Genomic DNA, 19,407 nt, shown 5'->3' on the forward strand with positions numbered 1-19,407 from the left:
CAGACCGATGTCCCCATTGCCCAAAATTCTCCCTAACCTGGAGTAATGGGTGAGGACAAGCGGCTCTCGGCCGTCGTCGCGCTGGCGCAGGGCATGGCGGCGGCGCGTACCCCACCGGAGACGTGGCAGGCCGCCGCGCTCGGGGCGTGCCGGGCACTGGACGGCAGCTTCGCCGCGCTGTCCGTGTGGGAGCGGGGGATGGGGCGGCTCAGGGTCCTGGTGAACGTGGGGGACCGGCGGCCGGACGAGGAGGAGTTTCCCGAGGCGGAGACCTACCCGGTGCACCAGTTCCCGGAGATCACCGAGTTCCTGCACGAGCGGTGGGCGGGCGGGGGCGGGGTCAACGCCTGGGTGGAGACCGCCGAGGGGGCGGCCGCGGGCACGCCGGGCTACTTCCATCAGCGCGTTGCCGCCCTGCGCCGGCGGGGGCGTGGCTGCTGTGTCGTCGCCCCCGTCGTGCTGCACGGGCGGGCCTGGGGCGAGTTGTATGTCGCCCGCGGGGTGCGGGCCGCGGTGTTCGGTCCCGGCGACGCCGGGTTCGCGACCGTTCTCGCCGCCGTCGTGGCCGCCGGGCTCGCGCAGAGCGAGCGGCTGGAGGAGGCCCGCCGGCTCGCGTTCACCGACTCCCTCACCGGGCTCGCCAACCGCCGTGCCGTGGACGTCCACTTGGAGGAGGCCGTCGAACGGCACCGCGCCGAGGGCGTCATCGTCAGCCTGGTGGTCTGTGATCTCAACGGGCTCAAGCGGGTCAACGACACCCTGGGGCACGCCGTCGGCGACCGGCTGCTGGAGCGCTTCGGCTCGGTGCTGTCGCTGTGCGGGGCGATGGTGCCGGGCGCGCTGGCCGCGCGGCTCGGCGGCGACGAGTTCTGTCTGCTGGCCGTCGGGCCGCCCGTCGACGACGTCGTCGAGGCCGCCGACGAACTGTGCCGCAGGGCAGGGGAATTGGAGCCGGGGGAGGGGGTGGCGTGCGGGGTCGCCTCGACCGCGGACGCCATCGGGGAGGTGGGCGACGCCCGGCGGCTGTTCCGGCTCGCCGACGCCGCCCAGTACCGGGCGAAGGCCCTGCGTGCCGAGCGGCCGGTGGTGGCGGGGCGGGAGGGGCCCGAGGATCCGGTCGTACGGCTGGTGGACGAGCCGCCGCATCTCGCGCCCGCCGAGCGGAGGCGGTTCCGCGGGCGTCTGCCGTGAGGCGGAGGGCGTACGGTTCGGTAAGGGTCGCTCCTGATCTCCACTCGTGACATCCACCCTAGTGACATCACCGCATTCAATGCGTACGCTCCTGAATATGGATATGCACACTGTGGTGGTGGGGACGTCCGGTGTCACGGCGTCCGACGTTCTCGCCGTGGCGCGCGGCGGCGCCCGGGTCGAGCTGTCGGCGGAGGCGGTGGCGGCCCTGGCCGCGGCCCGGGAGATCGTGGACGCGCTGGCGGCCAAGCCGGACCCGGTCTACGGCGTCTCCACCGGCTTCGGAGCCCTGGCGACCCGGCACATCAGCCCGGAACTGCGCGCCCAGCTGCAGCGCAACATCGTCCGCTCGCACGCCGCCGGCATGGGGCCGCGGGTCGAGCGCGAAGTCGTCCGGGCCCTGATGTTCCTGCGGCTCAAGACCGTCTGCTCGGGGCACACCGGTGTGCGGCCCGAGGTCGCGCAGACCATGGCCGACGTCCTGAACGCCGGGATCACGCCGGTCGTCCACGAGTACGGCTCCCTCGGCTGCTCCGGCGACCTCGCCCCGCTGTCCCACTGCGCCCTCACGCTCATGGGGGAGGGCGACGCCGAAGGGCCCGACGGTCAGGTGCGGCCCGCCGGTGAGCTGCTCGCCGCGCACGGGATCGCGCCGGTCGAGCTGCGAGAGAAGGAGGGCCTGGCGCTCCTCAACGGCACCGACGGCATGCTCGGCATGCTGGTCATGGCCCTCGCCGACCTCGACACCCTCTACAAGTCCGCCGACGTCACCGCCGCCCTCAGCCTGGAGGCGCTGCTCGGCACCGACAAGGTGCTCGCGCCCGAGCTGCACGCCATCCGGCCCCACCCGGGCCAGGGCGCCTCCGCCGCCAACATGCTGGCCGTGCTCAAGGGTTCCCAGCTCACCGGGCACCACCAGGACGACGCCCCGCGCGTCCAGGACGCCTACTCGGTGCGCTGCGCCCCGCAGGTCGCCGGTGCCGGGCGGGACACCATGGCGCACGCCCGGCTCGTCGCCGAGCGCGAGCTCGCCTCCGCCGTCGACAACCCCGTCGTTCTGCCCGACGGGCGGGTCGAGTCCAACGGCAACTTCCACGGTGCCCCGGTCGCCTACGTGCTGGACTTCCTCGCCATCGCCGCCGCCGACCTCGGCTCCATCGCCGAGCGCCGCACCGACCGGCTGCTCGACAAGAACCGCAGCCACGGCCTGCCGCCGTTCCTCGCGGACGACGCCGGTGTCGACTCCGGGCTCATGATCGCCCAGTACACCCAGGCCGCGCTCGTGAGCGAGCTGAAGCGGCTCGCCGTGCCCGCGTCCGCGGACTCCATCCCCTCCTCCGCGATGCAGGAGGACCACGTGTCCATGGGCTGGTCGGCCGCGCGCAAGCTGCGCACCGCCGTCGACAACCTCACCCGGGTCATCGCGGTCGAGCTGTACGCGGCCACCCGCGCCATAGAGCTGCGCGAGGGTCTGACCCCGGCCCCCGCCTCGCAGGCCGCCATCGAGGCCGCGCGCGGCGCCGGGGTGCGCGGGCCGGGCCCGGACCGGTTCCTCGCGCCCGACCTGGCCGCGGCCGACGCCTTCGTGCGCGGCGGCCACCTGGTCACCGCGGTCGAGTCGGTCACCGGCCCGCTGCAGTAGGGGACGGCAGCACACCAGGGCCCCCGCCGGTGCGGGGGTCCTGTTGCCACGTCAGGTCGGCGGTTCAGCAACCCAGTCGCTCGCGGCGCACCGAATACACCACGAACCCGGCGCCCACGGCGAGGAAGAGGGTGCCGCCGACGACGTACGGCGTCGTGTCGGGGCTCCCGGTGTCGGCGAGTTCGGTGGCGTCGGCGGCGTCCTGTGCGGTCGCGGAGGTCGCCCGCGAGACCGCTCGGGCCTGCTGCGTGATCGACGTCGTGGAGTACGACGAGTACTCGGACACGGCCGCTCTGGCCCTGGTGTCCGCCGGGGAGTCCTGCGAGGCGTTCGCGGACGGGACGAACCACAGCGCGCAGAGCAGAGTGCCCGCGGCGGTGGCGGTCAGCAGCGGACGGCGAGCGGATGACACGGAATATCGATCCCCCTTGTGACGCTGGCGAATTGGCCGTGTGAGGCGATGTTAGTGAAAGGCGCGGGTCACAGGAAAGTCACGAGAGGTTTCAGTCGTACGCTCGCGCCATGAGCGACGAAGAGACATCACGTTTTGTACGGCTTCGGGTGGAGGTGGTCCTTGAGGTGCACGGCGAGGACGAGATCACCAAGGCCGCGCTGGACCGGCTCGCGCGGGATCCGGAGCTGCCGGAGGCCGAGCGGGCCCATGCCGAGGGCGCTGTGACGGAAGACACCGCGGAGGCCCTCGCCTATCTCGTGGATCCGTTCGACCTGGTCAGCGAGGTGCCCGGGGTGGAGCTCCAACAGGCGTCCTGGTCCAGCGAGCGGATCGCCTACGACCCCGATTCGCCCGACTGGGACCTGGACGAGGATGATGTGGACGGCGACGACGAGGAAGTGGGCGGCATGGTCTGAGCGTCCCGGGGGCAGTGTTGGCCCCGGACGGCAACCGCCGTCCGGGGTTTCGTCGTCTCAGACAGCGCACGAGCCGCCTCCCGCACCCTCCGCTCCGTCGCGGACGTGGTGTGCCCCACAGATCCACTGGATCCGGAACGGGACGACGCGGCCGTAGCGTTGAAGGTTATAGGTCTTACGGGGACTCTCGGGGATTCGCGACTCGGCAACGATGGAGAAGCTTGTGATGACGGACAGTAAGCGGCGCAGGAGCCTGATGGCCGCGTCCGCCCTGCTCGGCAGTGTGCTGATGCTCTCGGCGTGTTCCGGCGGCGGCAAGGCCTCCGCCGGCGGCGGCGACAGCTCGCAGGCCAAGGCCGACGCGGCCGCTGCGAAGAAGTCGTCCGAGGCGCAGATCACGATCACGCCGAAGGACGGCTCCGACAACGCCTCCATCAACAACTCCGCCGCCGTCACGGTCGCCAAGGGCACCCTGACGGGCGTGCAGATGACCACCCAGGACGGCAAGACCGTCCCCGGGCAGCTCTCCGCCGACAAGCACAGCTGGAAGCCGACCGCCCAGCTGGACCGCTCCACCACGTACAAGGTCGCCGCCGAGGCCACGGACTCCCAGGGCCGCGTGGCGCACGAGAACGCGTCCTTCACCACGGTCTCCCCGGCCAACAGCTTCATAGGCACCTACACCCCGGACGCGGACTCCACCGTGGGCGTCGGCATGCCCGTGTCGATCAACTTCGACAAGGCGATCAGCAACAAGGCAGCCGTCCAGAAGGGCATCACGGTCACCTCCAGCAGCGGCCAGGAGGTCGTCGGCCACTGGTTCGGCGCCAACCGCCTGGACTTCCGGCCCGAGCAGTACTGGAAGGAGGGCTCCACCGTCACCCTCAAGCTGGCGCTCGACGGCGTCGAGGGCGCGCCGGGCATCCACGGCATCCAGCAGAAGACGGTCACCTTCCACATAGGCCGCAACCAGGTCTCCTACGTCGACGCGAAGACCAAGCAGATGAAGGTCACGCAGGACGGCAAGGTCGTCAAGACCATCCCGATCTCCGCCGGTTCGCCCGAGCACACCACGTACGAGGGCCAGATGGTGATCTCGGAGAAGTTCACCCAGACCCGGATGAACGGCGCGACGGTCGGCTTCAAGGACTCCGACGGCAAGGGCGAGTACGACATCAAGGACGTGCCCCACGCCATGCGCCTGACCAGCTCCGGCACCTTCATCCACGGCAACTACTGGGGCGCCCCGTCCGTCTTCGGCAGCGTCAACACCAGCCACGGCTGCGTCGGCCTCCAGGACGTCAAGGGCGCGGGCGACAAGAACATGCCGGCCGCGTGGTTCTACAGCAACTCGCTGGTCGGTGACGTCGTGGTCGTACAGAACACCGGTGACAAGACGGTCCAGCCGGACAACGGCCTCAACGGCTGGAACATGAACTGGGCGCAGTGGAAGGCCGGTTCGGCCGTCTGACGCCGCTGATCCCACAGCTTTCTGATGCCGCCCCCAGGGGCGGCATCAGTGTTTCCGGGCCGGTCATGGGCGGGGCCGCAGCCTTCTCATGCTTCTTTTATGTCCGCCTTATGGTGCCATCACGGACCGTACCTAGCTTGCGGCCATGTTCTTCACCTACCTGAGGCGCGAACTGCGCCGCCGCAGAAAGGCGGCCCTCGTCGTCGCCTCCGGACTCGCGCTGGGCATCGCGCTGGTCATCGTGGTCAACTCCGTGTCGAGCGGCATGGGCAAGGCCCAGGACAAGGTGCTCCAGTCGCTGTACGGCCTGGGCACGGACATGACGGTGACCAAGGCGGCGAGCGCCGACACCGGGAACGCGCAGCGGCCGCGCTTCCAGTTCGGCGCCCAGGCCGACGGCGACAGCTCGACGCAGAGCAGCGACCGCGTCATGGTACAGGGCTTCACCACCCTGGCCTCCTCCACCGTCACCAAGGTCGGCGACCAGCAGGGCGTCTCGTCCGCCGTGGGCGGGCTGAGCCTGCGCGTGCTCAAGGTCAGCGGTCAGTTCACCCGCGGCCAGTTCCAGCAGAACGGGGGCGGCACCGGCAGCTTCCGCCGGGGCGGCGAGACCGGCCGGCCACAGGGCGAGGTCAAGGGCGGCGGCGCCGACTTCGACGTCAACCAGTACTCGGTCTTCGGCACCGACGTGGCCAGGCCGGAGCTCGGCCCGCTGACCTCCTCCAAGATCACCAGTGGCCGTACGTTCACCACGGCCGAGACGGACGCGAAGGTCGCCGTCGCCGATGCCTCGTACGCCAAGGAGAAGAGCCTCAAGGTCGGCTCCACGGTGACCATCAAGAACGTGAAGTACTCGGTCATCGGCATCGCGACGGCCACCAGCGGCGACGCGGCGGCCAACCTGTACATCCCGCTCAAGCAGGCCCAGACCCTGAGCGACAACGCGAACAAGGTCACCACGATCTACGTCAAGGCGACCGACTCCCAGAAGATCGACTCCGTCAAGAGCGCGATCCAGAAGAACGTCTCGGGTACGACGGTCACCACCTCCGCCGACCTGGCGAAGACGGTCTCGGGCTCCCTGTCCACCGCCTCCTCCCTCGCCACCAACGTCGGCACGTGGCTGTCCATCGCCGTGCTGGTCGCCGCCTTCCTGGTCGCGGGCCTGCTCACCTCGTCCGCGGTCTCCCGCCGCGTCCGTGAGTTCGGCACGTTGAAGGCGCTGGGCTGGAGGTCGGGCCGGGTGACCCGGCAGGTGGTCGGCGAGGCCATGGTCAACGGCCTGGTCGGCGGCGCCCTCGGCATCGCGCTCGGCCTGGCCGGCGCCTACGTCGTCACGGCCGTCAGCCCGACGCTCCAGGCGCAGTTGGGCGGTGGCGGCGGCACGGGCGGCGGCGGATTCGGCGGCGGCTTCGGTGGCGGTGGCGGCTTCGGCGGCCCGGGCCGCCAGGCCGCGAAGACCCTGGAGGTCGCCCTGACGGCCCCGGTCAGCGTCACGACGATCGTCCTCGCGGTGGGCCTCGCGGTGGCGGGCGGTCTCGTCGCCGGGGCGTTCGGCGGGTGGCGCGCGTCGCGGCTGCGGCCGGCGGACGCGCTGAGGCGGGTGGAGTAGGGCCGCTCGTCCGTCAGTACGCCAATTCGAACCCTCCAGGAGCCACCATGTACGACCTCAGGAACGTGACCAAGCGCTACACCAGAGGCAAGGACACCGTCCACGCCCTCGACGGTGTGGACCTCACCATCGGCGACGGAGACCGGCTCGTCGTCCAGGGCCCCACCGGCGGCGGGAAGTCCACCCTCCTCCAGATGCTCGGCGGCCTGGACCGGCCGTCCTCCGGCGAGGTGATCCTGGACGGCACCGACCTGGCCAAGCTCAGCGAGGCCCGGCTGACCAGGGTCCGCAGCGAGAACATCGGCTTCGTCTTCCAGTCCTTCAACCTCATCCCCACCCTCACCGCCCAGGAGAACGTGGAGACCGCCCTCGTCCCCCTCGGCATCAAGGCCGGGGAGCGCCGCGAACTCGCCGCCGAGGCCCTGCACTCCGTCGGCCTCGGCGAGCGCCTCGGACATCTGCCGGGCGAGATGTCCGGCGGGCAGCAGCAGCGCGTGGCCATCGCCCGCGCCCTGGTGAAGAAGCCCAAGGTGCTGCTCGCCGACGAGCCGACCGGCAACCTCGACGAGGGCATGCGGGACGAGATCATGGACGTGCTCGAACGCCTGTGGAAGGAGCACGGGCTGACCTTCGTCATGGTCACCCACGACTCCGCCCTCGCGAAGAAGGCGCCGCGGCTGGCCACCATCCGCGAGGGAAAGATCACGGTAAGGGAGAACGCCGGCGCCTGACTCGTGTCCGACGCTGATACAACACGGCTTTCCCCTAAGGAACTTCGCGGTCGTGTAACGATGACCAGTCCGCCGGGTTACAGTTTCCCGGCCTTTCTCTTACCGTCCTCACATCTGTTGAGGCGTTTGAACACCCCCCGGCATACTGCGTGGTCCGGGGGGTGACCTTCATGTGCACACGACCACCCCCGGCCGGGTGAACGGGGTATTCGCCCGGCACTCCGTCTCCAGGGGGAGAACTTGCGCAGACAAGTGAAGAGCGTTGCCGTGGCCGGTGCGGCCGCGGCAGCCGCCGTCGCCCTCGCCGCGGGTGTGACCAGCCCTGCGTCGGCGAGGCCGCCGGCGGGCCCCCCGGCCACCGCCTTCGGTACCCCGGCCACCGGCTCCGCGCTCACCGCCAAGACCCACGTCACCCTCATCACCGGCGACCGGGTCGACCTCGACGCGAAGGGCCGGGTCATCGGCCTGGAGCGGGCCGAGGGCCGTGCGCACATACCGTTCCAGGTCCGCAGGGCCGCGGGGCACCTGCTGGTGATCCCCGCCGACGCGGCCCGCCTGGTGGCCTCCGGCACGCTGGACCAGCGCCTGTTCGACATCACCGAGCTGAACAGGACCGCCACCCGCAAGGCCCAGAAGGACGGCCTGAAGGTGATCGTCGGCTACCGCGGCGGCGCCGCGGCCGCCAAGGCCGTCGTCCGGGACGCGGGCCGGCTGCGGCGCACCCTGACCGCGCTCGACGCCGACGCCGTGCAGACCCCGGCGCGGGACACCGCCGCCCTGTGGCGCGCCGTCACCGACGGCGACGGGGCGGCCTCCGGCATCGCGCACGTCTGGCTGGACGGCGTCCGCAAGGCCTCCCTCGACCCGTCCGTGCCGCAGACCGGCGCCCCGGCCGCCCGGCAGGCCGGCTGCACCGGCAAGGGCGTGAAGGTCGCCGTCCTGGACACCGGCGTGGACACCGGCCACCCGGACCTCAAGGGCCGGGTGATCGCGTCCAGGAACTTCACCTCGGCCGCCGACGCCACCGACCACTCCGGGCACGGCACGCACGTCGCCTCCATCGTGGCGGGCACCGGCGCCGCGTCCGCGGGCACGTACAAGGGCGTCGCGCCCGACGCCGAGATCCTCAACGGCAAGGTCTTGGACGACACCGGCTCCGGCGACGACTCCGGCGTCCTCGCCGGCATGGAGTGGGCGGCCGCGCAGGGCGCCGACGTCGTCAACCTCAGCCTCGGCGGCTACGACAGCCCCGGCACCGACCCCCTTGAGGCCGAGGTGAACAAGCTGTCCGAGACCAGGGGCATCCTGTTCGCCGTCGCGGCGGGCAACGACGGTCCCAACTCGCTCGGTTCGCCGGGCAGCGCGGACGCCGCCCTCACCGTCGGCGCCGTCGACGACAAGGACAGGCTCGCCGACTTCTCCTCCACCGGCCCGCGCGCCGGCGACGGCGCGATCAAGCCGGACGTCACCGCCCCCGGCGTGGACATCACCGCCGCCGCGGCGGGGGACAGCGTCCTCGACAAGGAGGTCGGCGAGAAGCCCGCGGGCTACCTGACCCTCTCCGGCACCTCGATGGCCGCCCCGCACGTCGCGGGCGCCGCCGCGATCCTGAAGCAGGAGCACCCGGACTGGGGCTACGCCGAGCTGAAGGGCGCGCTGACCGGCTCCGCCGAGGGCGGCCACTACACGCCGTTCCAGCAGGGCGCGGGCCGTGTCGCGGTCGGCAGGGCCCTCACACAGTCGGTGATCGCCGACCCGGTCTCGGTCAACCTCGGCGTCCAGCAGTGGCCGCACACCGACGACAAGCCGGTCACCGGGAAGGTGACGTACCGCAACCTCGGGGACAAGACCGTCACCCTCACCCTGAGCAGCACCGCCACCGACCCCAAGGGGAAGGCGGCCCCGGCGGGCTTCTTCACGCTCGGCGCGAAGCGGGTGACGGTCCCGGCGCACGGCACGGCCTCCGTCGGCCTCACCGCCGACACCAGGCTGGGCGGCACCCTCGACGGCGCCTACGCGGCCTACGTGACCGCGACCGGCGCCGGCCAGAGCGTGCGTACGGCCGCGGCGGTGACACGCGAGGTGGAGTCGTACGACGTCACACTGAAGGTCATCGGCCGCGACGGCAGGCCGGCGAAGTACTACGACACCGGTCTCGACGGTGTCGCCGGTCTCGCGGCCGGCGCGCAGCTGAGCCCGTACGACCCGTCCGGCACGGTGACGGTGCGCATGCGGAAGGGCACGTACGTCCTCAACTCCTCCGTCTACGCGGACAAGGAGGGCGCGAAGGGCACCGACTGGATCGCCCAGCCGAAGCTGACCGTGTCCGGGAAGCAGACGATCACGATCGACGCGCGCAGGGCCGGACCGGTGGACATCACCGTCCCGGCCAAGGGCGTCACCTCGCGGTTCGCCTATCCGGGATACGCCCTCACGCTCGGGGGCGGCGAGTACGACTACGGCATGTTCCTCGACTCGTACCGGAACTTCCGCAGCGCCCACCTGGGCCCGCGGCTGCCCGCCGGGTCGCTGTTCCAGCAGTGGGACGGCCACTGGACCAAGGGCGCGAGCGAGCAGTACGACATCACGACCGGCGGCCCGGTCGGCGAGCTCGCCACCGGCTACACCAAGCACTTCGGGGCGGGTGAGCTGGCCACCGTCACGGCCCGGCTCGGCGCCGCCGCGAACGGCAAGACCGGCACGCTCAACGCCGTCGGCCGGCTGCCCGGCGCGAACGGCGCCACCTCGCTCAGCTTCCCGCAGCAGCTGCCCGGCACCCGGACCCTGCACCTGTCCGCCATCGGCGGGGTGAACTGGCAGCTGGAGTTCGCCCAGAACGCCGGGAGCGGCCAGGACGCGGTCGCCGACGCGGGCTACGAGCTCGGCGAGTTCACGTTCAAGGCCGGCCACACCTACACCAAGACCGTCAACACCGCGGTCTTCGGCCCGCACGTCGGGGCCGGGCTCGGCCTGTTCCGCGACGGCGACAAGATCTACGGCTCGCTGCCGCTGTTCGCCGACTCGGGCGGGCACGCCGGGTACTCCGGCTTCACCTCGGTGCGGACGACCCTGTACCGCGACGGCACCGAGATCGGCTCGAACGGCGACGCGCTGTTCGGCGAGCCCTTCACGGTGCCCGCCGGGGACGCCGCCTACCGGCTGACCACCTCGGTCACGCGCTCGGCGAAGGTCGCGCGGGCCTCCTCGCGGATCGACGCGTCCTGGACCTTCCGCTCCGAGAAGCGCGACGGGTTCACCGAACTGCCGGCCTCCGTGCCGCACTACGGCATCCGGACCGGCCTGGACAGCCGCGTCCCCGCCGGCCGGACCGTCACCTTCCCGGTCACCGTCGAGGGCCCGGCCGCGGGCAGGAACCTCAAGTCCCTGACGGTGTACGCCTCCTACGACGGCAGGACCTTCCGCAAGGTCACCGTCGAGGACGGCAGGATCACCCTGAAGAACCCGGCGGAGGGCCGGTCCGTCTCCCTCCGCTCCGTGATCACCGACAAGAGGGGCAACACGTCGGACATCACGATCTGGGACGCGTACTTCGGCAGATGACCTGCGCCGCCGACCGGTTGGGGCCGGCTAGACGGAGGAGCCCGCTCGGCTCGCGTCCGTGCCCCAACTGGCCAGCAGGCGCAGGGAGTCGGCGGACCCGGAGTCCGGTTCGGCGTGGTAGGTGACGAGGGACTGGTCCGCGTCGTCGGCCAGGCGGAACGACTCGAAGTGCAGGGCCAGATCGCCGACCAGCGGATGGTGCAGCCGCTTCACGCCGTGACTCTTCTCCTTGACGTCATGGGTGGCCCACAGCCGCCGGAACTCCTCGCTCTTGACGGAGAGTTCACCCACCAGGGCCGACAGCCGCGGGTCGTCCGGGTAGCAGCCGGCGTCCATGCGCAGCGCGCACACGATGTCGATCGCCTTCTGCTGCCAGTCGACGAACAGCTCACGGTAGTCGGGCCGCAGGAACACCAGCCGCGCCCAGTTCCGCTCGGCCGGCGCCAGCTCCGCCCAGTCGCCGAAGACCGCCGCCGCCATCCGGTTCCACGCCAGGATCTCCGAGCGCCGCCCGACGATGTACGCCGGCACGCCGTCCAGCGTGTCCAGCAGCTGCCGCAACGCCGGGCGCACCTGCTGCTGCCGCGCCGCCGGCTTCTTCTTGTGCGACTTCGGCTTCGCCAGGTGGGTGAGGTGCGCGTGCTCGGCGTCCGTCAGCCGCAGGGCGCGGGCGATCGCGTCCAGCACCTCCGCCGAGACGTTGCGGCCGTTGCCCTGCTCCAGGCGCGTGTAGTACGCCACCGACACCCCGGCCACCTGTGCCAGCTCCTCGCGGCGCAGCCCCGGCACCCGCCGGTGCCGCCCGAAGTCCGGCAGCCCCACGTCCTCCGGCTTCAGCCGGGCCCGCCGACTGCGCAGGAACTCGCTCAGCTCGGCCCGCCGGTCCAGGGCGTGCCCCGCGGCGGCTGCTCCGGGCTGTGTGTCGCTGCGTTCCATACGCCCAGTATTCCTGGTCGTACGTACGGCATCCTGACCCCGCCAGTAGTAGGCACAGCAGTCGTACGCAGGGCTGTGACCTGGGTGAACCGCCGGATGTCCGGCAGGCTGGAGAACACGCCCGGCAGAAGACAGCCAGGGCGCGCCCACCCCCACGAGGAGAACCCCGGCATGACCACTGCTGTTGCTGCGTACGCCGCGCCCGCCGCGAAGGCCCCGCTGGAGCGGACGACCATCGAGCGGCGCGCGGTCGGCGAGTTCGACGTCCTGATCGACATCAAGTTCGCCGGTATCTGCCACTCCGACATCCACCAGGCCCGCGAGGGCTGGGGCGAGGCCATCTTCCCGATGGTGCCCGGTCACGAGATCGCCGGCGTCGTCGCCGAGGTCGGCACCGGCGTGACGAAGTTCGCCGTCGGCGACCGCGTGGGCGTCGGCTGCATGGTCGACTCCTGCCGCGAGTGCGAGAACTGCCTGGCCGGCCATGAGCAGTACTGCCTCAAGGGCATGGTCGGCACGTACAACGCCGTCGGCAGGGACGGTGAGCCCACCTACGGCGGCTACTCCGAGAAGGTCGTCGTCGACGAGAACTTCGTCGTGCGCATCCCGGACGGCCTCTCCCTGGACGTGGCCGCCCCGCTGCTGTGCGCCGGCATCACCACGTACTCCCCGCTCCGCCACTGGAACGCCGGCCCCGGCAAGAAGGTCGCGGTCGTCGGCCTGGGCGGCCTCGGCCACATGGCCGTCAAGATCGCCCACGCGATGGGCGCCGAGGTCACCGTCCTGTCGCAGTCCCTGCGCAAGAAGGACGACGGCCTGAAGCTGGGCGCCGACCACTACTACGCCACCAGCGACCCGGAGACCTTCAAGCAGCTGACCGGCACGTTCGACCTGATCGTCTCGACCGTCTCGGCGCCGATGGACTTCGGCGCGCTGCTGTCGCTGCTGAAGGTGGACGGCGCCCTGGTCAACGTGGGCGCGCCCGAGGAGCCCATCTCGCTCAACCTGTTCTCGGTGATCGGCGGTCGCAAGACCCTCGCGGGCTCGATGATCGGCGGCATCGCCGAGACCCAGGAGATGCTGGACTTCTGCGCCGGGCACGGCATCGGCGCGGAGATCGAGCTGATCGGCGCGCAGGAGATCAACGAGGCCTACGAGCGGGTCCTGTCCAGCGACGTCCGCTACCGCTTCGTGATCGACACGGCCACGATCTGACCCGACCGGTCCAGCCGCGGCGGCTGGAGCCACAGCAGGTACGGTCCGCCGACCAGCGCGGGCAGCGCGCCGCCCGGAATCTCCAGCGGTGGCAGCACGGTGCGCGCGGCCAGGTCGGCGGCGACCAGCACCACCGCGCCCGTCAGCGCCGAGCACAGCAGGGCAGGTGCGGGGTGCCGGTGAGGCGGCGGGCAGGCTGGGGCGCGGTGAGCGCGACGAACCCGATGGGTCCGGCCGCGCCGGTCGCCGCGGCGGCGAGGACGACACCGAGCACGGTGAGCCCGAGCCGTGTCCGGTCCACCCGCACCCCGAGCCCGGCCGCCGTCTCGTCCCCGAGCCCCAGCGGCCGGGCCGCCCACCCGGCCCACACGAGTCCGGGCACGCATACGGCCATGACGACGGCCAGGGGTACGGCCTGCTGCCGGCCCCGGCCGTTGAGGGAGCCGGTGAGCCACAGCTTGACCTGCTCGGCCGCGTCCAGCTCGGCATTCGAGAGACACAGCTGGACGGCCTGGCCGGAGGTCGCCTTCCACGCGCAGTGAACGACGGCCGCCGGCCTCACGCGGGCGGCAGCGGCTGCTCCGTCCAGACGGTCTTGCCGTCGTGGGCGTAACGGGTGCCCCACCGCTCCGTGAGCTGCGCGACCAGGAAGAGCCCGCGTCCGCCCTCGTCCGTGCTGAGGGCCCGTCGGAGGTGGGGAGACGTGTGGCTGGCGTCGGACACCTCGCAGATCAGGCAGTGCGTACGGACGAGGCGCAGGGTGACCGGGCCGGCCGCGTACCGGTAGGCGTTGGTGACGAGCTCGCTGGCGACCAGTTCGGTGGTGAAGGCCAGTTCGGGCAGCCCCCACTCGGTCAGTTGCGCAGTGGTCAGCTCCCTGGCGCGGGCGGCGGCGGTCGCTTCCAGGGGCAGCTGCCATGAGGCGACGTCCTGCGGCGGCAGCACCCGTGTACGGGCAATCAGCAGCGCGATGTCGTCGGTGGGGAGGTGGTCCTTGGGCAGCAGCGCTTCGACCACGCTGCGGCAGGTGTGGTCCAGGGGTTCCATGGCGTGGGTGAGGCAGGTGCGCAGGCTCCCCAGCGCGGCGTCGATGTCGCCGTTCCGTGCTTCCAGGAGGCCGTTGGTGTAGAGCGTGAGCAGACTGCCCTCGGGCAGGTCCAGGTCGTACGTCTCGAAGGGCAGTCCGCCCAGGCCCAGCGGTGGTCCCGCGGGCAGGTCGAGCACGGTCACCTCGCCGTCCGGGGTGGCCACCGCCGGTGCCGGGTGGCCGGCGCGGGCCAGGGAGCAGTGCTGTGACACCGGATCGTAGGTGGCGTAGAGACAGGTGGCCCCGAGCACCTGGTCGATCGCCGACGGGTCGCCGTCGGCGTTCGCCTCCCGTTCGGCCGCCAGCAGACTGACCAGGTCGTCCAGCCGCGCCACCACCTCGTCCGGTTCCAGGTCGAGGCTGGCCAGGGTGCGCACGGCGGCACGCAGCCGGCCCATCGAGGCCGCGGCGTGGATGCCGTGGCCGACCATGTCGCCCACGACGAGGGCGACCCGGGCCCCCGACAGCGGGATCACGTCGAACCAGTCGCCGCCGATGCCCGGTTCGCCGCTGGCCGGGAGGTACCGGCAGGCCACCTCCACGGCCGGCAGGTCGGACGCCGCGCTCGGCAGCAGACTGCGCTGAAGCGTCAGCGCGGCGCTCTGCTGCTGGGTGAAGCGGCGGGCGTTGTCGATGCAGACGGCCGCACGCGAGGAGAGCTCCTGGGCCACCGCGGAATCGTCGTCCTCGAAGGGCTCCGAACTGCGCGACCGCCACAGGCTCACCACGCCCAGCACCAGCCCGCGCGCGAGCAGGGGTACCGCGATCAGCGAATGAACGCCCAGTCCCAGGGCGATCTCGATGCGCCGCCGGTCCATGGCGTACCACTCGGGGCGGAGGGACAGCAGCCCTTCGAGGATCGGGCGGCGCTCGGCCAGGCACCGCGCCTGCGGAGACTCCGGAAGCAGCGGGACGATGTCGCCCTCCCGGAACGGGAGGCGGTGTTCCGCCGGCGAAAAGGCGGCCCGGAGCAGCGGAACCGCCGTGCCGGCAACGGGTTCGTCCCCCAGTGTCACGGGCTTGAGGAGGTCCACCGAGCAGTAGTCGGCCAAGCCCTCGACGGCGACCTCGGCCAGCTCCCGAGCGGTCTGGGCCACGTCCAGGGAGGTGCCGATCCGGGCGCTCGCCTCGTTGAGCAGGGCGAGCCGGCGTCGCGCCCGGTGGCGGTCGGTCACGTCCTCGATCGTCTCGGCCACGCCGAGCACCCGGCCCGAGGGGTCCTCCATGCGGAAGGCCGAGACGGACACGATCCGTTCCCGACCGGGATCGTGGCGTGCCCGGGCGGACTGCTCCGTGAAGATCAACGGCTCACCGGTCTCCAGGACGTGCCGGACCCGTTCGTCTGCCGGACCCGCGTCCTCGTCGACCATGAACGCGCGGGGGCGGTGGCCCACCGGCGCCTCGGCCGGAACACCGCTCGCCTTCTCGACCGCACGGTTGACCCGGATCACCTTCCTGTCCGGGTCGTAGGTGACCAGGCCGATCGGGGACCGGTGGTACAAGCCGTCCAACAGCGCACGGTCCCGCTGCCAGGCGATGACCTCCGCGGCGGGAGCACCGACCAGGAGCCACTCCTGACCGCCCTCCCGGGTGACCGCACGGGCCCGGAAACCCATCTCCACACGGCGTCCGTCGCGGCCCCGGACGGGCAGGACGCCGAACCATCCACCCGCCCTCATGGCGTCCACCACGACGGACCGTACGACCGGCAGGTCACGGGCGTCGACCAGGAGGTCCTGCCAGGCCCTTCCGATCACTTCCCCGGCCGGGTATCCGAGCAGTTCCTGCGCACGTGTGCTCCAGCCGACCACGATGCCCCGATCGTCGAGCACGGCCGAGGCGCCACGACCGAGGGCGAAGGGATCCTCCGGACTCTCGCTGAAATGCATGGACGGCGTCCCCATAGCCACCACCTTGCCTCCATGCCTCCGATGTTCCTCCCCGCACCCCCCACTCGCGACTCCCGCATCCCGCCTGCGGCGCGGAGCCGATACCCGTCGGGCACCGCTCAATGCCCGAGCGGGACCGCTGCGGCGTATGCGACGAGGTTCGCGAAACGCAGCCACGGGAGGAGATCACCGTTCAGGGGCGCCCAGCCCGGACGGATGAGGCGCTCGATTCCGCTGATCGTCTCGGCCAGGGCGTCGCGGGCCGGAGCGTCCACCTGGCCAAGGTTCGTGAGGTACAAGGTGGCGCAGCCGTCGAGGCGGGCGTTCAGGTCGGTCAGTTGCTGTGCCTGATCGTCGAGGCAGAGGCTCTCGTCCGGGAAGGGAGAACGCCGGAACGCCGTGTGACGGTTTGCGACGGCGGCGACGAGCCCCAGGCGAGAGGGTGCCGTTCGGCTCGGCCAGCGAGGCCCCGGCCTGTGCGCCGCGTCGATGCGGCGTGGGGTCCGTCGGCCGGCCGCTTTCTCCGCGTGGCGCCGGGCGGCGAAGGCGTCGACCTCGTCGAGCCGGACCGCTCGGCTGGCTTCCAAAGTCTCCAGCGCGCGCAGCAGAGCCGCCGGGTCACTGCGGAGATCAGGGGACGGACATGCCGTCGCGGCGCTATACGCCCACGTCGCGTTGAAGCCCAGCGGACAGTACTGTCCGACGGCACGCCTCAGGGCAGTGTGCCGTCGCACGAGCGGCAGCTGCTCGTCGCGCACACGGCCCGCGCAGGTCCTGAATCCCACCCGACGACGTCAGCCTTCGGCCTGCGCGACACCGATCGGGCAGGACACACCGGTACCGCCCAGCCCGCAGTAGCCGGCCGGGTTTTTGGTCTCCGAAAGGTACTGCTGGTGGAAATACTCCATGGTCAAGGGCCGGCTTGGTCGGGATTGAGGGCGAAGACTTCGGCTCGACCAGCCAGGTGACGAGCTTGGCTCGGTGGTAATCCACCGCCGCGTACCAGCTCGGCGACGGCGCAGCGTTCGTCATCCAGTCGCGCTTGGGGCCGGGGTCGGTTCGTTGCCGCTCCGTCACGGCCAGCCACCTGAGACACTGTCGGCGTGGCCATCTTGGATCGGGATCGAAAGATCCTCTGGGCGCGTGCGCACAACTCGTGCGCCTACTGCAGGCGATCGCTGGTGGAGGATGCCACTGAGGGTGATAGGGAGTCGGTTGTAGGGGACGAGGCCCACATCGTCGCTCAGTCGGGTAAGGGGCCACGCGCCGGGCTGATCCCGGACGGTGAAGTCGATCGGTACGAGAACCTCATGCTTCTCTGCAAGGTCCACCACAAGCTCATAGATGATCAGCCGGGCACGTACACAGTGGAACGCTTGCGTGAGATGAAGCGCGCCCACGAGCAGTGGGCCGAGCAGAAGCTCAGAGAGCTGGACCATTCTGTTGATCTCGATGGCGTCCCCCCGGAAGTCTTCGACCATGTTCCCGAGACCACTGAGGAGATCAACCACGTTATAGGGAACCGGCCGTACTCCTGGGAGTACCTCATGTACGCGGGTCTGCTCCAGGTCGGGCTACTCGACGCGAAGCGGAGGGCGGGTGGGCATCGATCGCTGGGTTTGGAGTTCCGCGACAAGCAGGCGGCTCTGAGACATGTCTCGGTTCTCCTGGACGAGCTCACCGTCATCGTTCAACAGGTGATGGACTGCTTTGACCCTTTGGTCTTGTCGAAGGCGTTGGGTGAGCCGGGAAGGCCTGGCGAGTTCAGATTGATCGGTGACGTTGCATGTAGGCTGGTCGCAGCCTATGAGGAGTTCGCAGCCTGGTCGGCCTCGGTGAGGAACGCCGTAGTTCCTCGACAGGCCCGACGGGCATTTGCAGCCCTTGTACACATGGCGGATAGGCCCATGCAGGACGTCGAAACCTACGTTCAACGACTAGTTGCCCAGTTGAACGGTGCGATGGAGCGAGTCTCTCAAGGAAGCACCGAGCCTGTGGTGCTGACAATCATCTGTGAGATCACCGCGGATCGGAACGTAGCTGATGAGGTCACGAGGGAGGTGCAGCGAGCTTACCGAAGGTGGTGATGCAGCGGTCGCCGAAACATCAGCGGGCCGAGGAAGGCCTCTGCCGTCGGACTCGGATCCCCAACGGGCAGGCGACACTCGTCCTCCCTGGGCCCGGGAAACCCGTTTGGGCCCCTTAATGTCAGAAGGACGGCATAATCGAAGACCGGGTACCGATGGTCACATTCGCTGAGGCGTTGCGCGGAGCCCCAGGACATGCAGAGGGCCATTAGAAAAAGGTTCGTGAGCGCGGCTTGACATGGATCAAGCCATCGTTCCTGTGGATGAAGAGATCCACGCGTTCGCCGGGACTCCGCGGCCCAACTGCTGCCCCAGGAGCGGGAGTGCCCTGGAATCGACGAACTGGCAGTCCACCAGCACAGGGTGGGGGTGCACGTCAAGCGGTCATCCACCGCTCGCGACAGGAATAGCGGCTTGATCCACGTCATCCTGTCGCGCTTCCACGCGGCAGGGAAACGGCCCTCCTGGAAGGCGGGCGGTGTGCCTGGAGCACCGCGTGTTCTGCGCGCGAGGTTGTGTAGATGGGCGACACCGAGTATCGCCTGGTGGACGTCTTCTGAGAAAGGTTGGCCGCCGGACGGATCAGATGTACGGATTGCGCTCGTAAGAGGGTGACTCGTCAGGAAAGTCGTCCGGGAAGACGTCGCTGATGAAGTCTCGTCGCAGGACCTGCAGAAGGTAGCTCTCTACGGGGCCTTCGAACAGGTCGTACTCGCGCCCGCGGCCGATCACGGTGAGCACCGCCCATTTGTCGAAGTCCCGGTGAGGGATCAGGAAGCACATGTCCGCGTTGTCGGTTCCGCCCCAGCACACCAGCTGGGACGGGTCCGATCCGCGCTGCGTCAGCAGCTCCTCGATGTGCGGACGAGTTGTGGCCATGGTCTTCCTGGCCCGGTGGGTCTGGGTGAGGAGATCGACGTTCGCATTGTCGGCCCCCGCTCGGTAGACGCGAAGGAAGTCATCGAACTTCGCACCACCGAACACGTCCAGGAACCGGATGAAGGCAGAGGGGAACGTCACGCCCAGCGCAGCCTCGACACGCTCCCAGTCGTTGGGGACCAGGCCGGCTTGGCCAGTTGCCGGAAGGGCCGCCAGAAGATCCAGGTCAGTCATGT

Annotated in this window: 14 protein-coding genes and 3 pseudogenes; 9 read left to right on the forward strand and 8 right to left on the reverse strand. The window is 70.5% G+C overall.

Annotated features, from left to right (window positions below; genetic code table 11):
• Window positions 1-45: 45 nt before the first annotated feature.
• Window positions 46-1,191 (forward strand): GGDEF domain-containing protein, encoded by a 1,146-nt coding sequence (locus ACZ4MF_RS28400; RefSeq protein ID WP_467494713.1) that lies wholly within the window; start codon window positions 46-48, stop codon window positions 1,189-1,191.
• Window positions 1,192-1,294: 103 nt separating this feature from the next.
• Complete coding sequence (hutH, locus tag ACZ4MF_RS28405; RefSeq protein WP_467494739.1) at window positions 1,295-2,833, forward strand: histidine ammonia-lyase; 1,539 nt, start codon at window positions 1,295-1,297, stop codon at window positions 2,831-2,833.
• Between the two features lie 64 nt (window positions 2,834-2,897).
• Here the strand turns inward: hutH and ACZ4MF_RS28410 are convergent, their stop codons facing one another.
• The gene (locus tag ACZ4MF_RS28410) at window positions 2,898-3,245 is read right to left on the reverse strand and encodes an LAETG motif-containing sortase-dependent surface protein (RefSeq protein ID WP_467494714.1); all 348 of its coding nucleotides are present in this window, start codon (window positions 3,243-3,245) and stop codon (window positions 2,898-2,900) included.
• A gap of 110 nt (window positions 3,246-3,355) precedes the next feature.
• Between ACZ4MF_RS28410 and ACZ4MF_RS28415 the strand changes: the two genes are divergently transcribed.
• From ACZ4MF_RS28415 to ACZ4MF_RS28435, 5 genes are all read left to right on the forward strand, one after another.
• Window positions 3,356-3,703, forward strand: coding sequence for a hypothetical protein (locus ACZ4MF_RS28415; RefSeq protein ID WP_467494715.1), 348 nt, complete (start codon window positions 3,356-3,358; stop codon window positions 3,701-3,703).
• A 226-nt stretch (window positions 3,704-3,929) separates the two neighbouring features.
• Window positions 3,930-5,174, forward strand: coding sequence for a L,D-transpeptidase (locus ACZ4MF_RS28420; RefSeq protein WP_467494716.1), 1,245 nt, complete (start codon window positions 3,930-3,932; stop codon window positions 5,172-5,174).
• A 145-nt stretch (window positions 5,175-5,319) separates the two neighbouring features.
• Window positions 5,320-6,786 (forward strand): ABC transporter permease, encoded by a 1,467-nt coding sequence (locus ACZ4MF_RS28425; protein ID WP_467494717.1) that lies wholly within the window; start codon window positions 5,320-5,322, stop codon window positions 6,784-6,786.
• Window positions 6,787-6,833: 47 nt separating this feature from the next.
• The gene (locus tag ACZ4MF_RS28430) at window positions 6,834-7,517 is read left to right on the forward strand and encodes an ABC transporter ATP-binding protein (RefSeq protein WP_467494718.1); all 684 of its coding nucleotides are present in this window, start codon (window positions 6,834-6,836) and stop codon (window positions 7,515-7,517) included.
• 252 nt (window positions 7,518-7,769) lie between these two features.
• Window positions 7,770-11,078, forward strand: a complete 3,309-nt coding sequence (locus tag ACZ4MF_RS28435; protein ID WP_467494740.1) for a S8 family peptidase — start codon at window positions 7,770-7,772, stop codon at window positions 11,076-11,078.
• Window positions 11,079-11,105: 27 nt separating this feature from the next.
• On the opposite strand, the gene ACZ4MF_RS28440 is transcribed toward ACZ4MF_RS28435, so the two are convergent.
• Window positions 11,106-12,014: an MmyB family transcriptional regulator gene (locus ACZ4MF_RS28440; protein ID WP_467494719.1), complete on the reverse strand. Its 909-nt coding sequence runs from the start codon at window positions 12,012-12,014 to the stop codon at window positions 11,106-11,108.
• Window positions 12,015-12,185: 171 nt separating this feature from the next.
• Between ACZ4MF_RS28440 and ACZ4MF_RS28445 the strand changes: the two genes are divergently transcribed.
• On the forward strand, window positions 12,186-13,229 hold the full coding sequence (locus ACZ4MF_RS28445; protein ID WP_467494720.1) for an NAD(P)-dependent alcohol dehydrogenase: 1,044 nt from the start codon (window positions 12,186-12,188) through the stop codon (window positions 13,227-13,229).
• Here the strand turns inward: ACZ4MF_RS28445 and ACZ4MF_RS28450 are convergent.
• The 4 genes and pseudogenes from ACZ4MF_RS28450 to ACZ4MF_RS28465 form a co-directional block, all read right to left on the reverse strand.
• A pseudogene (locus ACZ4MF_RS28450) lies at window positions 13,196-13,854 on the reverse strand (iron chelate uptake ABC transporter family permease subunit). The gene ACZ4MF_RS28445 and the pseudogene ACZ4MF_RS28450 overlap by 34 nt on opposite strands.
• Window positions 13,788-16,205: a SpoIIE family protein phosphatase gene (locus ACZ4MF_RS28455; RefSeq protein WP_467494721.1), complete on the reverse strand. Its 2,418-nt coding sequence runs from the start codon at window positions 16,203-16,205 to the stop codon at window positions 13,788-13,790. The pseudogene ACZ4MF_RS28450 and the gene ACZ4MF_RS28455 overlap by 67 nt, the downstream one beginning before the upstream one ends.
• Before the next feature lie 119 nt (window positions 16,206-16,324).
• A complete protein-coding gene (locus tag ACZ4MF_RS28460) occupies window positions 16,325-16,963 on the reverse strand; it encodes a hypothetical protein (protein ID WP_467494722.1) in 639 nt (212 codons plus the stop codon).
• Between the two features lie 36 nt (window positions 16,964-16,999).
• A pseudogene (locus ACZ4MF_RS28465) lies at window positions 17,000-17,110 on the reverse strand (peptide-methionine (S)-S-oxide reductase MsrA); the annotation flags it as partial.
• Window positions 17,111-17,308: 198 nt separating this feature from the next.
• Here ACZ4MF_RS28465 and ACZ4MF_RS28470 point away from each other — a divergent pair.
• Complete coding sequence (locus ACZ4MF_RS28470) at window positions 17,309-18,292, forward strand: HNH endonuclease (protein ID WP_467494723.1); 984 nt, start codon at window positions 17,309-17,311, stop codon at window positions 18,290-18,292.
• 401 nt (window positions 18,293-18,693) lie between these two features.
• Here ACZ4MF_RS28470 and ACZ4MF_RS28475 read toward each other — a convergent pair.
• A pseudogene (locus ACZ4MF_RS28475) lies at window positions 18,694-18,768 on the reverse strand (DUF4291 domain-containing protein); the annotation flags it as partial.
• Between the two features lie 106 nt (window positions 18,769-18,874).
• On the reverse strand, window positions 18,875-19,405 hold the full coding sequence (locus tag ACZ4MF_RS28480; RefSeq protein ID WP_071381267.1) for an SMI1/KNR4 family protein: 531 nt from the start codon (window positions 19,403-19,405) through the stop codon (window positions 18,875-18,877).
• Window positions 19,406-19,407 lie beyond the last annotated feature (2 nt).

Source organism: Streptomyces sp. NPDC025793, from assembly GCF_055558375.1.

What these genes read in the sequence shown, in the direction of transcription:
- ACZ4MF_RS28445 (WP_467494720.1), top strand. Translation starts at nt 12,186, where the DNA reads ATGACCACTGCTGTTGCTGCGTACGCCGCGCCCGCCGCGAAGGCCCCG.
- ACZ4MF_RS28440 (WP_467494719.1), bottom strand. Translation starts at nt 12,014, where the DNA reads ATGGAACGCAGCGACACACAGCCCGGAGCAGCCGCCGCGGGGCACGCC.
- ACZ4MF_RS28455 (WP_467494721.1), bottom strand. Translation starts at nt 16,205, where the DNA reads ATGCATTTCAGCGAGAGTCCGGAGGATCCCTTCGCCCTCGGTCGTGGC.
- ACZ4MF_RS28430 (WP_467494718.1), top strand. Translation starts at nt 6,834, where the DNA reads ATGTACGACCTCAGGAACGTGACCAAGCGCTACACCAGAGGCAAGGAC.
- hutH (WP_467494739.1), top strand. Translation starts at nt 1,295, where the DNA reads ATGCACACTGTGGTGGTGGGGACGTCCGGTGTCACGGCGTCCGACGTT.
- ACZ4MF_RS28425 (WP_467494717.1), top strand. Translation starts at nt 5,320, where the DNA reads ATGTTCTTCACCTACCTGAGGCGCGAACTGCGCCGCCGCAGAAAGGCG.
- ACZ4MF_RS28415 (WP_467494715.1), top strand. Translation starts at nt 3,356, where the DNA reads ATGAGCGACGAAGAGACATCACGTTTTGTACGGCTTCGGGTGGAGGTG.
- ACZ4MF_RS28400 (WP_467494713.1), top strand. Translation starts at nt 46, where the DNA reads ATGGGTGAGGACAAGCGGCTCTCGGCCGTCGTCGCGCTGGCGCAGGGC.
- ACZ4MF_RS28480 (WP_071381267.1), bottom strand. Translation starts at nt 19,405, where the DNA reads ATGACTGACCTGGATCTTCTGGCGGCCCTTCCGGCAACTGGCCAAGCC.
- ACZ4MF_RS28420 (WP_467494716.1), top strand. Translation starts at nt 3,930, where the DNA reads ATGACGGACAGTAAGCGGCGCAGGAGCCTGATGGCCGCGTCCGCCCTG.